At 39.0% G+C, this 17895-nt stretch carries 16 protein-coding genes; 12 read left to right on the top strand and 4 right to left on the bottom strand.

From position 1 onward, the window contains the following. Window positions 1–288: 288 nt before the first annotated feature. The 3 genes from QNI22_RS29245 (at window position 289) to QNI22_RS29235 (ending at window position 4002) form a co-directional block, all read left to right on the top strand. Complete coding sequence (locus QNI22_RS29245) at window positions 289–1074, top strand: DUF4905 domain-containing protein (protein WP_314516465.1); 786 nt, start codon at window positions 289–291, stop codon at window positions 1072–1074. Then, a complete protein-coding gene (locus QNI22_RS29240) occupies window positions 1064–2356 on the top strand; it encodes a LysM peptidoglycan-binding domain-containing protein (protein WP_314516464.1) in 1293 nt (430 codons plus the stop codon). The genes QNI22_RS29245 and QNI22_RS29240 overlap by 11 nt, the downstream gene beginning before the upstream one ends. 512 nt (window positions 2357–2868) lie before the next feature. Then, a complete protein-coding gene (locus QNI22_RS29235; protein WP_314516463.1) occupies window positions 2869–4002 on the top strand; it encodes a hypothetical protein in 1134 nt (377 codons plus the stop codon). A gap of 37 nt (window positions 4003–4039) precedes the next feature. On the opposite strand, the gene QNI22_RS29230 is transcribed toward QNI22_RS29235, so the two are convergent. Then, window positions 4040–4729, bottom strand: coding sequence for an SDR family NAD(P)-dependent oxidoreductase (locus QNI22_RS29230; RefSeq protein WP_314516461.1), 690 nt, complete (start codon window positions 4727–4729; stop codon window positions 4040–4042). A 512-nt stretch (window positions 4730–5241) separates the two neighbouring features. Between QNI22_RS29230 and QNI22_RS29225 the strand changes: the two genes are divergently transcribed. From QNI22_RS29225 to QNI22_RS29205, 5 genes are read left to right on the top strand one after another with little or no spacing between them, the layout of a single operon-like run. Continuing rightward, complete coding sequence (locus tag QNI22_RS29225) at window positions 5242–6030, top strand: RNA ligase family protein (RefSeq protein ID WP_314516459.1); 789 nt, start codon at window positions 5242–5244, stop codon at window positions 6028–6030. A gap of 40 nt (window positions 6031–6070) precedes the next feature. After that, window positions 6071–7114, top strand: a complete 1044-nt coding sequence (locus tag QNI22_RS29220) for an RNA ligase family protein (protein WP_314516458.1) — start codon at window positions 6071–6073, stop codon at window positions 7112–7114. A 3-nt stretch (window positions 7115–7117) separates the two neighbouring features. Further along, window positions 7118–10072 (top strand): poly(A) polymerase, encoded by a 2955-nt coding sequence (locus tag QNI22_RS29215; protein ID WP_314516457.1) that lies wholly within the window; start codon window positions 7118–7120, stop codon window positions 10070–10072. Between the two features lie 29 nt (window positions 10073–10101). Then, entirely contained in the window at window positions 10102–10371 is a 270-nt protein-coding gene (locus tag QNI22_RS29210) for a hypothetical protein (protein WP_314516456.1), read from the top strand. A gap of 5 nt (window positions 10372–10376) precedes the next feature. Beyond that, on the top strand, window positions 10377–11489 hold the full coding sequence (locus QNI22_RS29205) for an AAA family ATPase (protein ID WP_314516455.1): 1113 nt from the start codon (window positions 10377–10379) through the stop codon (window positions 11487–11489). A 46-nt stretch (window positions 11490–11535) separates the two neighbouring features. On the opposite strand, the gene QNI22_RS29200 is transcribed toward QNI22_RS29205, so the two are convergent. The 3 genes from QNI22_RS29200 to QNI22_RS29190 are packed head-to-tail and all read right to left on the bottom strand — an operon-like array spanning window position 11536 to window position 12959. Then, entirely contained in the window at window positions 11536–11931 is a 396-nt protein-coding gene (locus QNI22_RS29200; RefSeq protein ID WP_314003958.1) for a VOC family protein, read from the bottom strand. 6 nt (window positions 11932–11937) lie between these two features. Further along, complete coding sequence (locus QNI22_RS29195) at window positions 11938–12612, bottom strand: NAD-dependent epimerase/dehydratase family protein (RefSeq protein ID WP_314516453.1); 675 nt, start codon at window positions 12610–12612, stop codon at window positions 11938–11940. Window positions 12613–12623: 11 nt separating this feature from the next. After that, window positions 12624–12959, bottom strand: a complete 336-nt coding sequence (locus QNI22_RS29190; protein WP_314516452.1) for a winged helix-turn-helix domain-containing protein — start codon at window positions 12957–12959, stop codon at window positions 12624–12626. A 243-nt stretch (window positions 12960–13202) separates the two neighbouring features. Between QNI22_RS29190 and QNI22_RS29185 the strand changes: the two genes are divergently transcribed. The 4 genes from QNI22_RS29185 (at window position 13203) to QNI22_RS29170 (ending at window position 17827) form a co-directional block, all read left to right on the top strand. Beyond that, on the top strand, window positions 13203–13739 hold the full coding sequence (locus tag QNI22_RS29185; protein ID WP_314516450.1) for a pyridoxamine 5'-phosphate oxidase family protein: 537 nt from the start codon (window positions 13203–13205) through the stop codon (window positions 13737–13739). A gap of 94 nt (window positions 13740–13833) precedes the next feature. Next, a complete protein-coding gene (locus tag QNI22_RS29180; RefSeq protein ID WP_314516448.1) occupies window positions 13834–14463 on the top strand; it encodes a GyrI-like domain-containing protein in 630 nt (209 codons plus the stop codon). 611 nt (window positions 14464–15074) lie between these two features. Then, on the top strand, window positions 15075–16832 hold the full coding sequence (locus QNI22_RS29175; protein ID WP_314516447.1) for a tetratricopeptide repeat protein: 1758 nt from the start codon (window positions 15075–15077) through the stop codon (window positions 16830–16832). A 95-nt stretch (window positions 16833–16927) separates the two neighbouring features. Then, window positions 16928–17827 carry a LysR family transcriptional regulator gene (locus QNI22_RS29170; protein WP_314516445.1) on the top strand — a complete coding sequence of 300 codons (900 nt, stop codon included), beginning with the start codon at window positions 16928–16930 and terminating at the stop codon, window positions 17825–17827. Window positions 17828–17895 lie beyond the last annotated feature (68 nt).

The raw sequence follows: 17895 nt of genomic DNA, 5'->3' as shown, positions 1-17895 counted from the left end.
GATTGCTTTAGAGTAGAGTAAAGAGTGTTCAAGACGCGAATATTATCACAATATTGTGAAAAAAGCAATAAATTAAAACGTAAATCGTATTAAAATTTAATTAGAATTGAAACCAAATTTACGGAAAAATGTTTGGCAATAAATATACTAAATATTATAATAGTCAATGTATATACAGAAAGGATTATTTTTAATCTGCTTCTTATTGGTTAGTGTTTGAGAATGAGCAGATTACCAGATAGCCTTCTATAAAAACAAAATGCAAATCATTACGATATAAATTAAATTTTGTTACCTGCTTTTTCTTTTTCCTTTGATGGACTCATCTGGCGTGTGATTCCAGATCTTCATAAGCCTTATTTGATACTAGAAATACGTCATTCCTCTCACAAAGTTGTATTTGCTACTGTAGATATCCACGAGAAATCACTTATATGGGCTAATTGGTCCCCTTCTGAACGTTGGTGGAGTAGTGGTGTTGCTGCTGACAGGGGCATATTATTTCTGCAAATTTTTCCGGATGGTCAGAATCCGGATCCACGCGGTATCGTTGCCCTGAATATAGAAACGCAGCAAATCTGCTGGGAGCAAACAGGGTTGCAATTTATGCAATTAGCTTTGGACGGTTCTGTATTAGCCCGTAGAATAAAAGAGGTATTACCTGAGTATTTTACATTGGATGCCTTGTCTGGGGAAATCATCCGGCAATCTGATGAGCCACTTTTTACTGTATCTGTACCCGGATCTTCTGCTATCTTTCCAGTACATTATACATTGGAAGATGATTATTTTCAGATTATTGCAGAATTTTTATCCAAGACCCTTAAAATTTTACCAAAAAATGCATTGGAATATGCGGAAACCAAGCATAGTATAATTATTTCTTATTATATTTACGCCGAAGACCAGATCGAAAATTATCTGGTTGTTTTCGATATCCATTCCCGAGTGCCGCTCTTGCACGAAAAAATAGCAACCCAACGCACGGGTATCGGAAAAGGTACGTTTTTCATTTTTGAGCAGTTATTAATCTTTGTAAAAGAGCAAACCCTCCTTCTAGGCTATGAAATCTAAACACCTTTTTTTGTTTTCTACTTGTCTATTCGTAAATGTATCTGTTTTTGCGTCTGTTTCTATACCAAAGGATTCAGTTGGAGTAGAACGCAAAGGAAAAAGCACCTTGGTTTTACATAAGGTAGAGTCAGGTGAGACCCTTTTTTCATTGGCTCGCCGTTATCATTCTTCTGTTAACACTATTAAAAGTGAAAACCCCGGAATGAAAGATGCATTGAGGTCAGGAGAAATTATAAAAATACCTTATACAGGTTCTGTTGCAGTAAATACATCCACTACACCTGTTACAACCAGTGCTCTCAAAGACAATGATGTTATTATAAATGGTAAGAAACACACAGTAGCCAATGGCGAAGGATTATATAGTATTGCCCGCAAATATAAAGTGACAGTGGATAATCTTCGTAAGTGGAACCACTTATCCTCTGATGAATTGCACATTGGGCAGGAACTGGTTGTAGGGAATGGCGAAGCTTCTGAAAAAGCTGAGAAGGCAGCCATTATTGCTGCTTCTACCGAAGAGAAAGCTCCACTGCCTGCTGGTGGTAAGAAACATACAGTAGCCAATGGCGAAGGATTATATAGTATTGCCCGCAAATATAAAGTGACAGTGGATAATCTAAGAGATTGGAATGATTTGCGTTCAGATAATATTGATATAGGACAGGAGCTGGTTGTAAGTTTGCCTGAAAATGCACAGGCGGCTACTACTGTTGCTCATACAGAAACCAAACCACACGAGACTGTAAAAACAACCATTATAGAAAAAGTACCAGAGAAAAAAACGACGGCTCCTATAGTTTCCACAACAACTCCTGCACCTGTAACCAATACGGTTGCAGTCACTACACCTGTAAGTACCGAAAGTAAGCCTGTAACCATAGATCCAACAGCAACGGCTATGGCGACACCTGCTTCAACTGGAAAATCTGTGGATAGTATTGGAAACAAAGAAGAAGAAAAGGCAGCGGAAAAGGCAACTCCATTGGTGATTAATAACAGCGGATATGTAAAAACAGTTGAAACTGGTATGGCTGAGGCAATTACAGATGGTGCAAGCAGCGATTTGTTTCTTGCACTTCACAGAACTGCTCCGGTTGGCACAATTATGCAGGTACGAAACGAAATGAATGATCAGAGTGTTTTCGTAAAAGTAGTAGGTAAACTTCCTGATACTGGCGATAATGATAAGGTAATCGTAAAATTATCTAAGAAAGCCTATGAAAGATTAGCTGCTGTTGACAAGCGTTTTCGCGTACAGGTGTCTTATATGCCTCAATAATAAGTAACTAAAATGTAATTTGTTCAACGAGTTCGTAATAAACCTGATGCGAACTTGTTGAACAAACCTTTCCAGCTTCTCTATTTGCATATTGATCAGTGGATACGAAAATGTATGTTAGATCAGAAGTAATGGTTTCGGATAGTAAATAGTGAGTCACTCCTCTGGATCAATATGTCTTATTTTATGGAAGAACAGCAAAATCCCAACTCAACATGGCTAAAATATGCCTGGAACATATTGTTTGCCTTATTTTATCCCTTTCTGGTAACATTTTCTCTTATATTTACAGGAATTGTCTGGTTGTTTTCAGGCTTTTCCCGAGTCCTCTATAAAATACTAAATTCTTTTTCCAGCCAGGAAAGCGAGAAAATTTCTGAGTGAGTAAAATTACTCTTTTGCCAATTTTCTTTCATCTGGTAAAAATGGCACGATATTTACTTAATAAAAGGAAAGATACTAATTAATATTGTATCTGACACCTCGTATTAAAACTACACTCGTCCAAGTTTATGAAAAGAATTTTACTGATAATACTAATCCTCTCAGGGGCTTGTTCATCAGGAAAGAAAGCCTTGCAAAAGGGAAATTATGAAGAGGCTATTATGAAGGCTATCAATCGGTTACGAAGTAGTCCAAATAATAGCAAAGCCCGCGAAACCTTACGTGATGGATATCCTCTTACATTGGAGTATCATACTAACCGCATAAGCAATCTCCGAAACTCAAACGAAGCCTTTAAGTATGAAGGGATCATTGCTTCCTATCAAACATTGACTCAGTTAACGAATGAGATTCAGCGCTGCCCTGCCTGTCGTGAAGAAGTTCCTAATGCACGCACATATTTGAGTGAGATTAGTGAAGCCAAACAATTGGCTGCTACAGAGAGATACAATGCGGGTGTGGTTGCCTTTGATCGGGATAATACCCGGGAGAGTGCAAAAGAAGCTTACCTTCATTTTCTGAGAGCCTCAGAATTTGTGCCTAACTATAAAGATGTACAACAACGAATGCAGCAAGCCAAGTTTGAGGCTACTCTTAAAGTAGTTTTTGAACAGATCCCAGTTCATTCTCGTGCTTATAGCCTGAGTAATGAGTTTTTCCAGAATAAGATCAATCAATTTGTAGGGAGTGAAAAAATGAACGAGTTTGTTCGTTTCTATACACCAGGTGAAGCACAAAAAGTAGGTTTACGTGATCCTGATCATCTGGTACGTATGCAGTTTGATGATTTTGTGGTAGGACAGGTATACATGAAAGAGAGTACAGAAGAGATTTCACGGGATAGTGTGATTGTGGGACAGGTTAAAACGCCTGCGGGGAACAAAAATGTGTATGGTACGGTAAAAGCTAAATTTACATTGTTTCAGAAAACCATAAGTTCTCGTGGATTAATGGATCTACAGGTAATGGACCCTCACACCAAACGTGTATTGTTCCAGGAAAAGATGCCTGGTGAATTTATCTGGAAGTCTGAATGGGCTAGCTACAAAGGAGATGAACGTGCATTGACTGACAAGCAGGTAAAGCTATCACAGTTACGTGAAGCTCAACCTCCTGCTCCTCAGGATTTATTTATTGAATTCTGCAAGCCTATCTATACACAGGCAACAGGTACTCTACGTAAATATTATCAGAATTATTAACTACTCACAGTACAGAACTTGTATCTGTACTGTGATATTATAACTTACCATAGACTTTTATAACAGTTTCTTCTGGACGCGTGTCAATATGACAGGCGTTTTCTATTTTTTCTGCAAGCTCTTCTGGCTTTACCCATGCTGAGAAATCTGCATTGGGCATAGAAGCCCGGTTAGTTGGGGTATCTATGATACTGGGAACTACTACTGAAGTGACAATATTCTTCTCTTTACCTGCTACATTGAGGAGTTCTGCCAGTTTAAAAATCAACGATTTGGAAAGAGAATATCCTATCAGATCTGCACCTGCCTCAGATTCCAGCGCAGGACGTGCTCCAATCAGTACCATGCGTCCTCCATTGCCATGTGACTGCATACGTAAAAACAGAGGACGAGCTACATTATAGGTTGACTTAAAATTTAACTCAAACATTTGTTCTACTTCATGGTAACTGGTTCGGACCAGATTTCCCATCGAAAAACCACCTACAAGAAGTACCGCTGCCTGAAGTGAAGGGTATTGATCGTATGTTTGTTGAACTACTATGCGAGCAGCATCTTCATCAAAAAGATTTGCCTCCTTTACAGTTAGATTAGGATTTTCTGGAAAATGATGACGTGTCCGGGGCTCTACTACAGCGATCACCTGATAACCTTCTGTTAAAAACCTTTCAGTAACGGCACTACCCAGATTGCCTGCGGCACCAGTAATAAGAACTGCTTTATTCATGAGGATTGGTTAAGAGGATAAGATAGTTAAGTTGGCTAATGAACAAAAAAAATAAATTAAAATGTAAATTTGTATAAACAACCTTATTTTTTTGTGCTTAATTGGAATAGTAGATAGTTATTTTATGAGAAATCCTATTGAGGCAGAATTTGTTTTGATAAATAAGGTAATAGAAAACAATCTATCTATCTCTGATTGAAAAAAACGTGGTTTATTTATGGTTACCTTTCATAGAAAGTTGAATTAATATATAACAGACTTTTGTTCCGCCTTTTAAACAGTGCGTGTCTTGTAATCTACATACTACCCCTCTTGCCTGATCCTCAGGCAGGAAGATCTCCCAAATAGATCTTCTTAATTATTCTATTGCCTATTTTCTTATTTTAAAAACTACCTGAGCCAATCAGGAAGGATACGTGTATAGTGTCTGATTGTTGACTGTTAGTGAACGTAACAGCTACTTGTGACTATACAGGATCTTTTCTGGATAGGCTATCTATAACTGATTACATATGATTACTATAAAAAAATATCCTCGTACACGCCATATTGAGGGATCAAGATTGCAAAAAGGTGACGAAGATCTGAAAAGTGTACCTTTTGAAGAAATAAAGGGCAAGTTTCTGGTTATCGAAGAAAAGATGGATGGTGCAAATGCCGGAATTAGCTTTTCAGAACGTGGCGAACTGTTGTTACAAAGTCGTGGACACTACCTAACCGGAGGTTATCGGGAACGTCATTTTGATTTACTGAAAACCTGGGCAAATACCTATGCTCCACAAATGTGGGATGTAATTGGAGATGAGTATATTATTTATGGTGAATGGATGTATGCTAAACACACAGTATACTATACAGATCTGCCTCATTACTTTCTGGAATTTGATATTTATGATAAGGTAAAAGATGTATTTCTGAGTACGTTCCAACGTCGTGATATACTGGAGTTTATGCCTTTTATGAAATCTGTGAAGATATTGTTTGAAGGTCCTCTGACTCGTAAAGAACAGTTTTACGATTTTATTACACATTCTCATTTTATCAACGACCATCATATGGAATGTTTGAAATCAGATTGTGAAAAGCTGGGGTTACGATATGACATTGCAGCAAAGGAAACCAATCCAAGTCCTGTGATGGAAGGTTTGTATATCAAACAGGAGAACGAGCAGATTGTTGAAGACCGGTTTAAGTTTGTACGAGCCGATTTTCTGACCAGCATTCTGGATTCAGAAACACACTGGCTGGACCGTCCTATTATTCCTAACCGACTGGCAGAAGGTGTTAATCTGTTTGAATGATTGCCAGGATTGGTTTAACCCATGACTAAATAAGAGATTTGTGTTTACATCATACGAAAAAATAGAAGAAGGTTTACTGAATCGAGGGCTGACTCAGGAACACTACAGACAGATACAAAAGGCAGAATGGGTAGTTACAGAGAAATTGCATGGCGCAAATTTCTGTGTAGTACTCACTGCACAGGAAATACAGTATGCAAAACGAAAGGAAATCCTTTTGCCTGAGGATGATTTCTTCGGATATCAAGATCTTGTAGCGACTTTGGAAGGAAAGTTTCTGGAGATACAGGATCTTTTGCAGAAGAAAGGACTACTCAAAGCAGAAGAAACTGCCTTGTTGTATGGCGAACTTTGTGGAGGTGGGTATCCACATCCGGATATTGAGCCTAATCCTTTGGTAGATCTGGTACAATCCGGTATATACTATTCACCCAATATTGAGTTTTGCATCTTTGATATTGCTATACAGAATGAGACTTCTGATGTGGCTAAAAAATACTTGGATTATGATACTATGGCTTCCTTGTGTAATCAGGTAGGTTTGATATATGCAGAGGCACTTTTGATTGGGAGTTATGAAGAAGCTTTGCATTTTAATATCCATTTTGAAAGCACACTTCCTGCAAAGCTGAATCTCCCCCGATTGCCTTTTCCTAATCTGGCAGAAGGAGTGGTGATTAAGCCACGGGTTTCATTCGTATTGACTACTCCTAAGGAAATATTCCGTCCTGTATTGAAAATGAAGATTCGGGAGTTTTCAGAAGTGCAGTTTCATCAGTCTGAAAAATGGAATGCTTTTGAGCCTAAAGGTAAAACTACCCGCCTGATAAGGGATATTTTACGATTGGTTAATGCTAATCGTGTGTCGAATGCTGTTTCAAAAATTGGCCGGGTTAAGGCTTCTGATAGCCACAAAATAGCACAATTGAGCCAGTATTTTCGGGAAGATATACAGTACGAAATTGAGACAAACTTTCGTAAGTCACTGAATAAGCTTACTCAAATGGAAAAAGAAATGATCGAAAGGCATATTCATGCAGCCATGGAAGAAACCATAAAAGAGTTTTTGAGAGAGAAAGGATAAGATATGAAAACAAAGAAAAAAGACGATCCCAAAGAAAAGTTTATTACCAGTCACGAGATTATACATCGTATTCTATGGGACCCTCGTCTGAATCCACAGGTGTTTGTGATCGGTTTTCTGGATCGCATGTCTGTCAGTGGATTGAGAGAGAAACCATTGCTGGAATGGGATGAAAACGGAGAAATTCCCTGGCATCGTATCCGGTATGTCCGGTGTGGTGAGGTAGTGGTATGGGATCGGGAGCAACGTATCGATTTGTTTACAGGTGATCAGTTGCCTGAGGCTGTTTGGAATAGTGAACCTGAAACAGTAAATGCTCCCGTAGTTATTTTTAAACCTGTTCCTGTATATGGATATAGAAATGGAAAGTGGCAGGTAGTATCAGAGAAATCAGAAGCTGGTAATTCAAAAAAGTTGCGGATTTCTACGTATAACGTATTGACCAATCGGTTTGATGGTGAAGATACAACTATACACAAACGTATACCTGCTGTTATAGAACAATTACAGAGATGTGAAGCGGAGATTATTTGTCTTCAGGAAGTTACTCTGGAGTTGTTGAGTAAGCTATTGGAACAATCCTGGGTGCAGAAGATGTATGTATCAGCTATTGGGGAAACATTTGTTGTAGAACAAGGATTGCTATTGTTATCTGTGTTTCCTTTTTCGCTCGCATCACATTCCTTTTCATCTCATAAAGGATGTTTGGTAGGATCATTGCAGTTGGGAGAGAACAGCATGCACATAGCAGTAGTGCATTTGACCAGTAATCGGGCAGTGGATGCGGAGAAGATCCGTACACAACAGATTTCAGTGGTCCGTGATTATTTATATACATTGTCAGGAGCAACTGTAATAGCAGGTGACTTTAATGCCAGAGAAGAAATAGTGGAACCTCTCTTGCAAAAAGAATGGAAAGATTGCTGGCATCAGCTTTATCCTGATCAGCCAGGATATACATTTGATCCTGCTGTAAATCCATTGGCAGCCAGTAATACGCTTTCGGGTTATCCAGGTCGGTTAGATCGTATTCTGATTCGTTCAGTTACCCGACAATGGATTGCAGAACAGGTAGAATTATTTGGTAACAAGCCTGTTGAAGGGACGGAAGGACAATTATACCCTTCGGATCATTTTGGGATATGTGCTACACTGGCTTTCCAGAAAGAATCTGTGCAACTGGATAACGATACTTTGACTACACTACAGCCTACCTATCAGAGTGCTATAGTGGCCATACCTCCGGAAAGTTTGTGGGGACCTATTCAGGCTATTCGCAAGCAATATGATAGCAAAGTAGCACGATGGATGCCACATATTACGCTAATGTATGGGTTTATTCCAGATGAATATTTTGGCTCGTCCACTGCTTTACTAGCCGAAAAGCTAGCCAGACTCAGACCATTTGAAGTAACGCTAACAGGGTATGAAACGTTTACTCACCGGAATAATATCACTGCGTGGTTAAAACCTGAAACGGAAACAGCAGGACAATGGCAGGAATTACAAAGTGCATTACAGGAATTGTTTCCTCAATGTACTGAACAGACAAGTCGTGCAACAGGTTTTACACCACATCTGAGTGTGGGGCAGTTTGCCAATGAACAACAGGCACAAAAAGTATTACCCGAATGGGAGCCTGTATCTTTTCTGGTTTCTCAGGTTGCTTTGATTAGTCGGAAGGGAAACAATCCGTTTTCTGTACGTTATCGTATTTATTTGGAAAGTGGACAGATTGAACAGGTTTCAGACTCAAGCTTGGCGGGTTTTATTGAACAGTCATTACCATTGCCTGCAAGTCACCAGAAAGAACAGCAACAAGTAGTTTTGTCTATAATAGAACAGGCTTGCAGTGATGTTATTGGCCAGCATACACCGCTGTATACATTAGGTTCAGCACGGTTGGGTGTTCAGACTATAACAAGTGATAAGGATGTGGTTTGTCTGATTCCGGAAGGTATTTCACAGGCGGATTTTCTGCAAAACGTACAAATTCAGCTGGAGGGTATTTACCAAAAGGCCCGTTTTGCTACTGATGTACAGATACCTGCACTCAGATTGAGTATAGAAGGACAACAGATTGATCTGCTTTGTGCCAACTACAGGCTTTTTCCTGTGATTCCGGCACAAATTACAGAAGATCGGATGTATGACTTTGATTCTGTAAGCTGGCAGGCTGTGAGTGGATGTCTGGAAGCTGATCGGATACTGGAAGAAGCACAGAAGTATGTTTCGCTGGAAGAATTTCGATTATTGGTTCGGGCTGTTAAGCTTTGGGCTAAGAAACGAAAGATACAGGGAAATGGATGGGGATACTTGGGGAGTTTTTCCTGGACAGTACTAGCGCTCTGGAGTTGTAAAACCTATCAGCCAAAGAAGGGCAGGCGAGATGCAGAAACTTTGTTGATGCATTTCTTTCAGGTGGTGAGTCAGCATGACTGGCGGATTCCAATAGGTATTACTGAGGAGAGCAAAAACTTTCGGATTCGGGGAAAACGTGATCAGATGCCCATTGTCACAGTGGTTAAACCGGTGTTTAACAGTGCTAGAAATGTTACAACATCCACTTTCCATATTCTAAAGACAGAGCTGAGCCATGCATATAAACGGATTCAATCAAACTGGACAGATGTATTTGCAGAGCAGGCTATATCTGAAGATAATATACTGATACTGAAACTGGCTTGCCAGACTGAGGAAGAACTGGAATTGTGTTGTGGATGGATCGAGGGACATATAGTGGGACTCATTATTTCACTGGAGGAGGTAGGACTATTTATTCGGCCTTATCCCGGATTTGTAAAGACACAAATAACAGCTCAGACTTTTCTGGGCATCCAATTCTCTGGACAGACAAATAAGGATGGTTTTGCACAGAAAACAGCCGAGTTTATTCATCAGTTTGAAAGCTGGGAGTTTTGTCCGGAGAGAAGCCTGATGATAGTAGAAAGCAAATAAGTTATTTAGAACTTTTGAAATTAATTAGAATGAAAACAAGAATTATGTATATAGAGCGGAAAGCAGAGAGTCTTACAGGAGAAGCGCGTATTGGTAAGATAACTTTCTCTAAATCAGGAAAAAGTTTGTATTATAATGGAATGCATTTTCAGAGATTCTCTGGTTGCAGAAAAGATGGAGCAGATCGGCTATATGGTGAACGGTTACCTATTGAAATTGACAAAGATATACAGGAAGAGTACTGGATATCCATTCGCAATTTGCCTCAGTGTAAACATATTTCAGTAATTAATGGATGAATACTATGAATGTTTTGCAGAAAGAACTGGCAGAGTTTGCTATTGTCAGAAAGTACCAGAGTCGGTTTGACTGGATGAAGAATACTCCTCAGGATTCTGTGCATCACCAGGAAGGGAATGTATATATGCATACGGAGATGGTACTGAATGCTCTGCTGGGTTTACCTGAATTTCAGGAGTTGTCAGAGTATGAACAACGTATACTTACCTATACAGCGATCTTTCATGACATCTGCAAACCAGACACTATGCAAACCTGGCCAGGAGAAGCTGGTCGTATTTCTCATCCGCGCCATGCACTGAGGGGTGCAACTCTGACGCGTCAGATTCTGGATAAAGAAAACGAGTCGCTGGATTTTATTTCTAAAGTATATTCATTGGTGCGTTTTCATGGCTATCCATTTTGGGTGTTAAATCGTGAAAATCCACTGAAAGATGCTATCCGACTGAGTCTGTTAACGAATACAAAATGGTTATATATTTTTGCCAAAGCTGATTTACTGGGACGGATTTGTAATACACATGATGAGATGTTGTATAATCTGGAGCTTTTCAGAGAGTTTTGTATAGAGCACAATATCTATGGCGAAACCAAACAGTTTGCATCAGAGTATGATCGGTTTCATTACTTTAATGTAGATGGTGCTTATCCTGATACACAACTGTATCCTGACTATGCATTGAACATCTATCTGATGTGTGGATTGCCAGCAGCTGGTAAGGATACTTATCTGAGAAAACATCTGACAGATTTGCCTCAGGTACATCTGGACGGCATTCGGGAAGAATTTGATATTGATCCAACCGATAATCAGGGACAGGTAATTCAAATCAGCAGAGAACGAAGCAAGGAGTTTTGTCGTAAACGGCAGTCTTTTGTCTGGAATGCTACGAATATCAATGTACAGATCAGATCAACTTTGATTGGGATGTGGTTGCCTTATAAGCCAAAGATTCATATTATCCATTTGCATAAAAACATCGGTCAGATTTTATCTGATAATGCAAAACGAGAAGATGAGGCACGGGTACCTGACAGTAAAATTCTGAATATGTTTGAACGATTCGAATTTCCGGATATTACTGAGTGTCATGAATTAAAAGTTATCTCATGTTGACAATATTTTCTGTTGAATAGCTGGAAGAATACCCTTTCCAGCTATTTTATTTTGTAGCTGGCTCAAGCAAGTCCCAGAGATTCCCATACAAATCTTCAAATACGGCTACAGTTCCATACGGTTCTTCTTTCGGTTCTCTCACAAACTGGATTTGATTGGACTTCATCTGATGATAATCCCGCCAGAAGTTATCTGTATATAAAAACAAAAATACCCGCCCTCCTGTCTGGTTACCAATATAGCGTGCTTGTTGCTCTGTTGCCGCTTTAGCAAGTAGCAGACTACAACCTGTAGAATTAGGAGGTGCTACCACTATCCATCGTTTGGTTTCGCTGAGTGGAGTATCTTCAAGTAGCGAGAAATGCAGTTTCTCTGTGTAAAAGGCAATCGCCTCATCATACTCCTCTACCAGCAATGTCACAAGAGCAAGGTGTTGCTGCATATATAATCAGACAGGTTTTGCCAGAATTAGAATATCTTTCACTTCGATAACAGACTTGTGATATCCATGGGATACTACATGGATCATAGCCAGACCCAGTTCACTGAGTGTAGTAACAAAATTAGGAAATGCAAATTTCCAGAAAGGATATAACCAGTCTACGTATTTATAATAGGGAAGAGTATACTTCAACCCTTTGGTTGGTTGCATGTAACCAGGGCGAAAATTATATACCGCCTTAAAGGGAAGTTTCGTCAGATCGTTTTCTGTTTTGCCTTTCACTCTAGCCCACATTGATCTGCCTTTTTCTGTGCTGTCTGTTCCACTGCCAGAAATATAACAGAATGTCATGTCCGGATTGGCTTTACTGAGTATCTGAGCTACATGTAGGGTTAAGGTGTAGGTTAGCTTGTAGTACTCAGGTTCTTTCATTCCCACAGAAGATACTCCCAGACAGAAGAAACAGGCATTATATCCGGTAAGCTGATTTTCTATGGGGTTAATATCCAGAAAGTTGGAATGGATAATTTCTTTCAGCTTGGGATGTGTTACACCAGAAGGCTTGCGTGCAATAACCAGAACAGATTCAACATCCGGATGTTGCAAGCATTCATGGAGTACACCTTCTCCCACCATTCCGGTGGCACCTGTGACAATGGCTTTGATTTTTTGATTCATCATAATACTACAAATCAGAATGGTATGTGTTCAGATTCGCTACGCATAAATTCTGCGAAACGTTTGTGAAGCTCTTTGTAAAAAGCCAGATACTTCTCACCCTCCTCTGAAACTACAGCTCCACCTCCTTTCTCTCCACCAGTCTGTGTAATTACCAGTGGCTTGCTGGCCTGACTATTCATAGAGTTTACCAGCTCCCATGCACGTTTATATGACATTTGCATCGCCTTTGCCGCCTGTGAGATAGAGCCTGTTCGCTGAATATGTTCCAGAAGTTCCATGCGTCCAATACCCATAAAACGTTTCTCTCCTTCAATCCAGATTCGGCCATTTAGTTTGAATTTTTGCATCGGAATGTATAGTAAGCAGTCTGTTGCAAAAATAGAATAAAATGGCAGTTTACTGCTGCGAGATATCTTTTATTGTTGCTACTGGAAGCAAAGACGGGTAAACAATAAATATATTTTGATAAGAAATGATTTTATGAAATATTTATATGGGTATCAAAGAAATAGACCGCAGAGAGTAGCAATAGATAATTTGCTATTTGTATTTTTGAAGCTACAGAGCAATTCTACTTCAACAATATATATATGGGAAAGCAATTTACTGAAATTGATGCATCGACAAGAGAATTTATTGAGACACAGAAAATATTCTTTGTAGGTACGGCTGCCCCTGATGGTAGAGTCAATGTATCTCCCAAAGGAATGGATACATTACGGGTACTGGGAAGTAATCGGGTTGTGTGGCTGAACCTGACAGGAAGTGGTAATGAAACGGCTGCTCATCTGCAGGAAAGTAATCGTATGACTCTTATGTTTTGTGCTTTTGAAGGAAAACCCAATATTCTGCGATTATATGGAACGGCTTCTGTTATCTATGCGAAAGATGATGCATGGGCCGACTTAATTGCATTGTTTCCACCTATTGCAGGTGCCCGTCAGATTATCGATGTATCAGTCGACCTTGTGCAGTCTTCCTGTGGAATGGCTGTTCCTTTCATGGATTTTCAGTCTGAGAGAGAAGAATTAAAGCATTGGGCAGAGAAACAAGGCTCTGAAAAGATAGAAGAATATTGGAGCCGGAAAAACAGGTACAGCTTAGATGGAAAGCCGACTGGCATGTAGAACCAAAGAATAAATAATCTTGTTCAATTCACCCTGCTGACATAGGGCTGTCATATCCTGTATTTTCTTTGTGTCTTCACTCTATTTGGAAATTATGGAAAAGACGGACCTTACCAAAGAAGACAAAGTGTATTACTCAGCAGGGCTACTGCCTCAGCTTGTCAAAATCCCTCAGAAAAACTTCTTAGCCATTGAAGGGAAAGGAGATCCTTCCTCAACGCATTATGCAGAACACTTGCAGGCTTTGTACAGTGTGGCATATAGTATAAAATTTCATACAAAAAAGCAGCTGAGAGATTTTGTTGTACCCAAGCTGGAAAGTTTGTTATGGTTTGATACAAAGAAATATTCAGGCCTGGATGCTGTTCAGACTCCTTTGATGGTTCCTCGTACAGAATGGCAATGGAAGTTGTTGATTCAACTACCAGGCTTCGTTACAAAGAATGACATAGATGTTGTGAAGGAGGCTGTCTGGCAAAAGAAACAAACAAGTCTTGTTAAACAGGTTGTAGGATTTCAGTATGAAGAAGGTACTGCAATCCAGATACTACATGTGGGCCCTTTCTCAGAAGAGCCCAGAAGTCTGGAAAAAATAATGGCTTTTGCTGTAGAGCATAACCTGCAGAAAGCAGGAGAACATCATGAAATCTATTTATCAGATTTTAGGAAAACGTTACCTGAGAAACTAAAAACAATACTGAGAGAACCTGTCAAGGCTACATAACTCAAAGCTAATTTGCTGGAAGGGTAGTTAATAAAAGAGATGTTATCTGTTAATTTTCCCATTTGTGGTAATGAAAATGTAGTAAATATATTTTTTTTCTCTAAGTATGTGTATATTTTGACATTCAGAAGAGAGAAGCAATTTTTACATCTCTCTTCTGTTTCCTTCTCTGAGCCGTAACTATAGAATATTCTTGAACATACAAGCGAAAACGTATGTATGTAGATCAGTTTTGATTATGAGAGATTTAGTCTAAAGGTACAGTAGTGTTTTTGCAGAAAGTTGAGAAGCATTAAAGTATACTTCTGTTACCAAACTTACTTTTTTAGATAGCTATTCTTTTTAGGGATCTTATCAGGTAAGATAATCTCTCTTTTTAAGATGGGAATCCGCATTTTGCTTGCCATTATTGTAGAATTGAAAAAATGCTCTGACAATCATTTCTCTATAAGTAAATCTGTCAAGTATGTAATACTATAGCTTGTTTGTAGATGTATCTTCCCTTTGTGTAGGGTAGGGTAATTTTTTATTTCTATATCCGGACTATAGATTCAAAACAATTTTCAGATCATATTTTTAAGATTATTCAATCTTCCAATGTTTGGTAGAATATGAGGGTATTTGGTTTTATTTTGATTGTATTCTTTTTGGGGATTGAAAGTAAGGCTGTATCTGTTTCTTCTGATAGTTTGTCAAAAGAACTTTTAGCCCTGGACCCTAAAGAGTATAGTGATTTTTTCTTTTCAGTAGATGTTCAGCTAAAGGGGGTCCCTCTGGACAACGCTTTAACTTTTGTAGCTGAGTTAAAGAAAAATACAGAGAATCTGAGTGATGTTCGGGTTCCTTATTATTTTGGACGTACCGTAAGCAGATTGTTTAAGGCAAAAAAGAAATATCATAGTGCAGATAGTGTATTACAACAAACACTTTTGTATGCTCATGAGCAACAGCTTAAATACGAAGAGCCGGAAACCTTAAAAGATCTTGGCGAATTGTATAGTGACATTTATAAATATTCTGAGTCTATAGACTACTTGAAACAAGCTTATCAGCTTTATTATAAATGGGGGTACATCAGGCTGGCCGCATTAATGCAATCAAAGCTGGGATTGATCAGCTATCATGCCAAAGAAGGAAATAGTGTTCCTTATTTTTTACAGGCAATACATTTGGGTAAAGACTCTCTGACAAAAAGGGAGCTGATTAATGACTACAATTCAATAGGCATGGTCTATGAGGAGGGCAAACAATATCAAAGGTCTATTGACTATTATAAAAAGGCACTGGAATTGGCAAGTGCCTATAAAGATTCTGTCTGGATCGGATTAGCTATGGGAAATATTGGTCAGGTGCTGGTCCTGACTGGAAAGTATGATGAAGCGATGGAGTATCTGGTATATGATTTGAACAGCAGCATCCGGTACAATGAACTTGCTTCTGCAGCTTCCACTGCTCGCTCTATTGCAGAAATATATCTGCATAAAAACCAAAGACCTATGGGCCTGTATTATCTCAAGAAAGGGTTGGAGCTAGCACTAAAGGGGCATGGAACAACTTCAAAGAAGAAAATATACTTATTATTATCAGAGTTTTATGAACAGGAAAAAGCTTTTCAGAAAGCACACTACTATTTGAAACTTTTCACTCAGATAAATGATTCGTTAGCTCAGCATACCAAAGAAATAGAATCTATAAAGATCCAGTCGGCATTTGATCTGCAGAAACATCGGAGTGCAATTACTACACTACAAATTCTGACTCAGAAAAGAGAGCAATTATATATTGGTTTGGGAATTGTCATAATTCTGGTGGCAGCTACTACAATTCTTGGATTACGTATTATGCAGAAGATCCGATTCAATAAGTTGCTTCTACATCAGAAAAGAGAACTTCAGGAGCGAAATACTATGTTGCAGCAACAACAGGAAGAAATAGAAGCTCAGAATGAAGAACTGTTGCAGAGCAGGGAAGAGATAGAGGCTCAACGGGATATATTAACTATCCAAAATCAGGACTTATACCAGGCACACGATATCATTGCTCTTCAGAATGAAGAAATCCGTACACAAAACCAGACACTGGAAGAAGAGGTCAGAAAGCGAACACACAAATTGCTTGAATATAACCATCATCTGGAAGAACTGGCATTTATGACGGCGCATAACCTTCGGACACCTGTAGCACGTATTCTCGGATTAGGGGAGGTCTTACGATTTTCTGAGCCGGAAGAAGAACGAATGTATATAGAGAAACTGATTGGAACAACTAAAGAACTGGATCAGGTATTAAAAGATATGAATACTGTGCTGGAAAAGAAGAAAGGACATGATGCATTCAAAGAATTTGGAAACATTCAGCAAAATGAATGAATATAATCTGCTGAAAGAGTTGAATTATCAACTAGTTGTGGGTTGATTTGTAAATCAATGGTTTTCTACATCCATATAGATTACAGTTCACATACATGATCTTTGATTTTAGATTAAAGGTATTTTATACAGTTTCCCAGAAACTGAGCTTTACAAAAGCAGCCAATGAATTGTTTATTACACAGCCAGCTGTAACGAAGCATATCAATGAACTGGAGCACCAACTGGGAGTAGCCCTGTTCAAAAGACATGGGAATAGTATTTCATTGACTCTGCCCGGACAGGTATTGGTGCGATATGCTGAACAGATTTTTCAGATATACGCTGCACTGGAAAATGAATTGGCTGAGTTCAGTACCGAAACAAGTGGTAACATCCGGATTGGGGCCAGTACTACCCTAGCTCAATATGTACTTCCTAAGATTCTTGCTCTGTTTAAATCCACGCATCCTTCTGTCCAGATCAGCTTCTTTACGGGTAACAGCGAACAGATTGAACAGCAGATTATTCATGAAAAGATAGATGTGGCACTGGTGGAAGGTATCTCTCACCATCCGCAAATTATGTATGAACCGTTTGTAAAAGATGAGATAGTGCTGGTGACCCGAACCAACAACAAATTAGCTGCTAAAGCGGAGACGAAGGCTGAACAGCTGCATGCTATCCCACTGGTATTGCGGGAACATGGTTCAGGTACATTAGATGTAGTATACCAGGCTCTTGCTCAGATCAAGATACACCCAAAAGAACTGAATATTGAAATTCAGCTGGAAAATACTGAAAGCATTAAACAATACCTGATGCATTCCAACTGTGCTGCTTTTCTCTCTATTCACTCTATTACTTCCGAATTACAGCAAAACCAACTTAGCATTCTCGATATCAAAGGCTTGGATATTTACCGTACATTTCAGTTTATTCAATTGCATGGCCAGACTAATAAACTGGTACTGCTGTTTAAACGTTTTTGCATGAGTCATTATAACTTTAAGTAATGGGCTATAATTTTTTCTGATTGGTAATTGATAGAGATGAGATGTAAACTTGTAAAAGAAAACTTGGA

This window comes from Xanthocytophaga agilis, from assembly GCF_030068605.1.
In the GTDB taxonomy this organism is placed as follows: Bacteria; Bacteroidota; Bacteroidia; order Cytophagales; family 172606-1; genus Xanthocytophaga; species Xanthocytophaga agilis.
The sequence above is the reverse complement of the archived record's forward strand: the minus strand, read 5'-3'. Positions and strand labels throughout refer to the sequence as shown.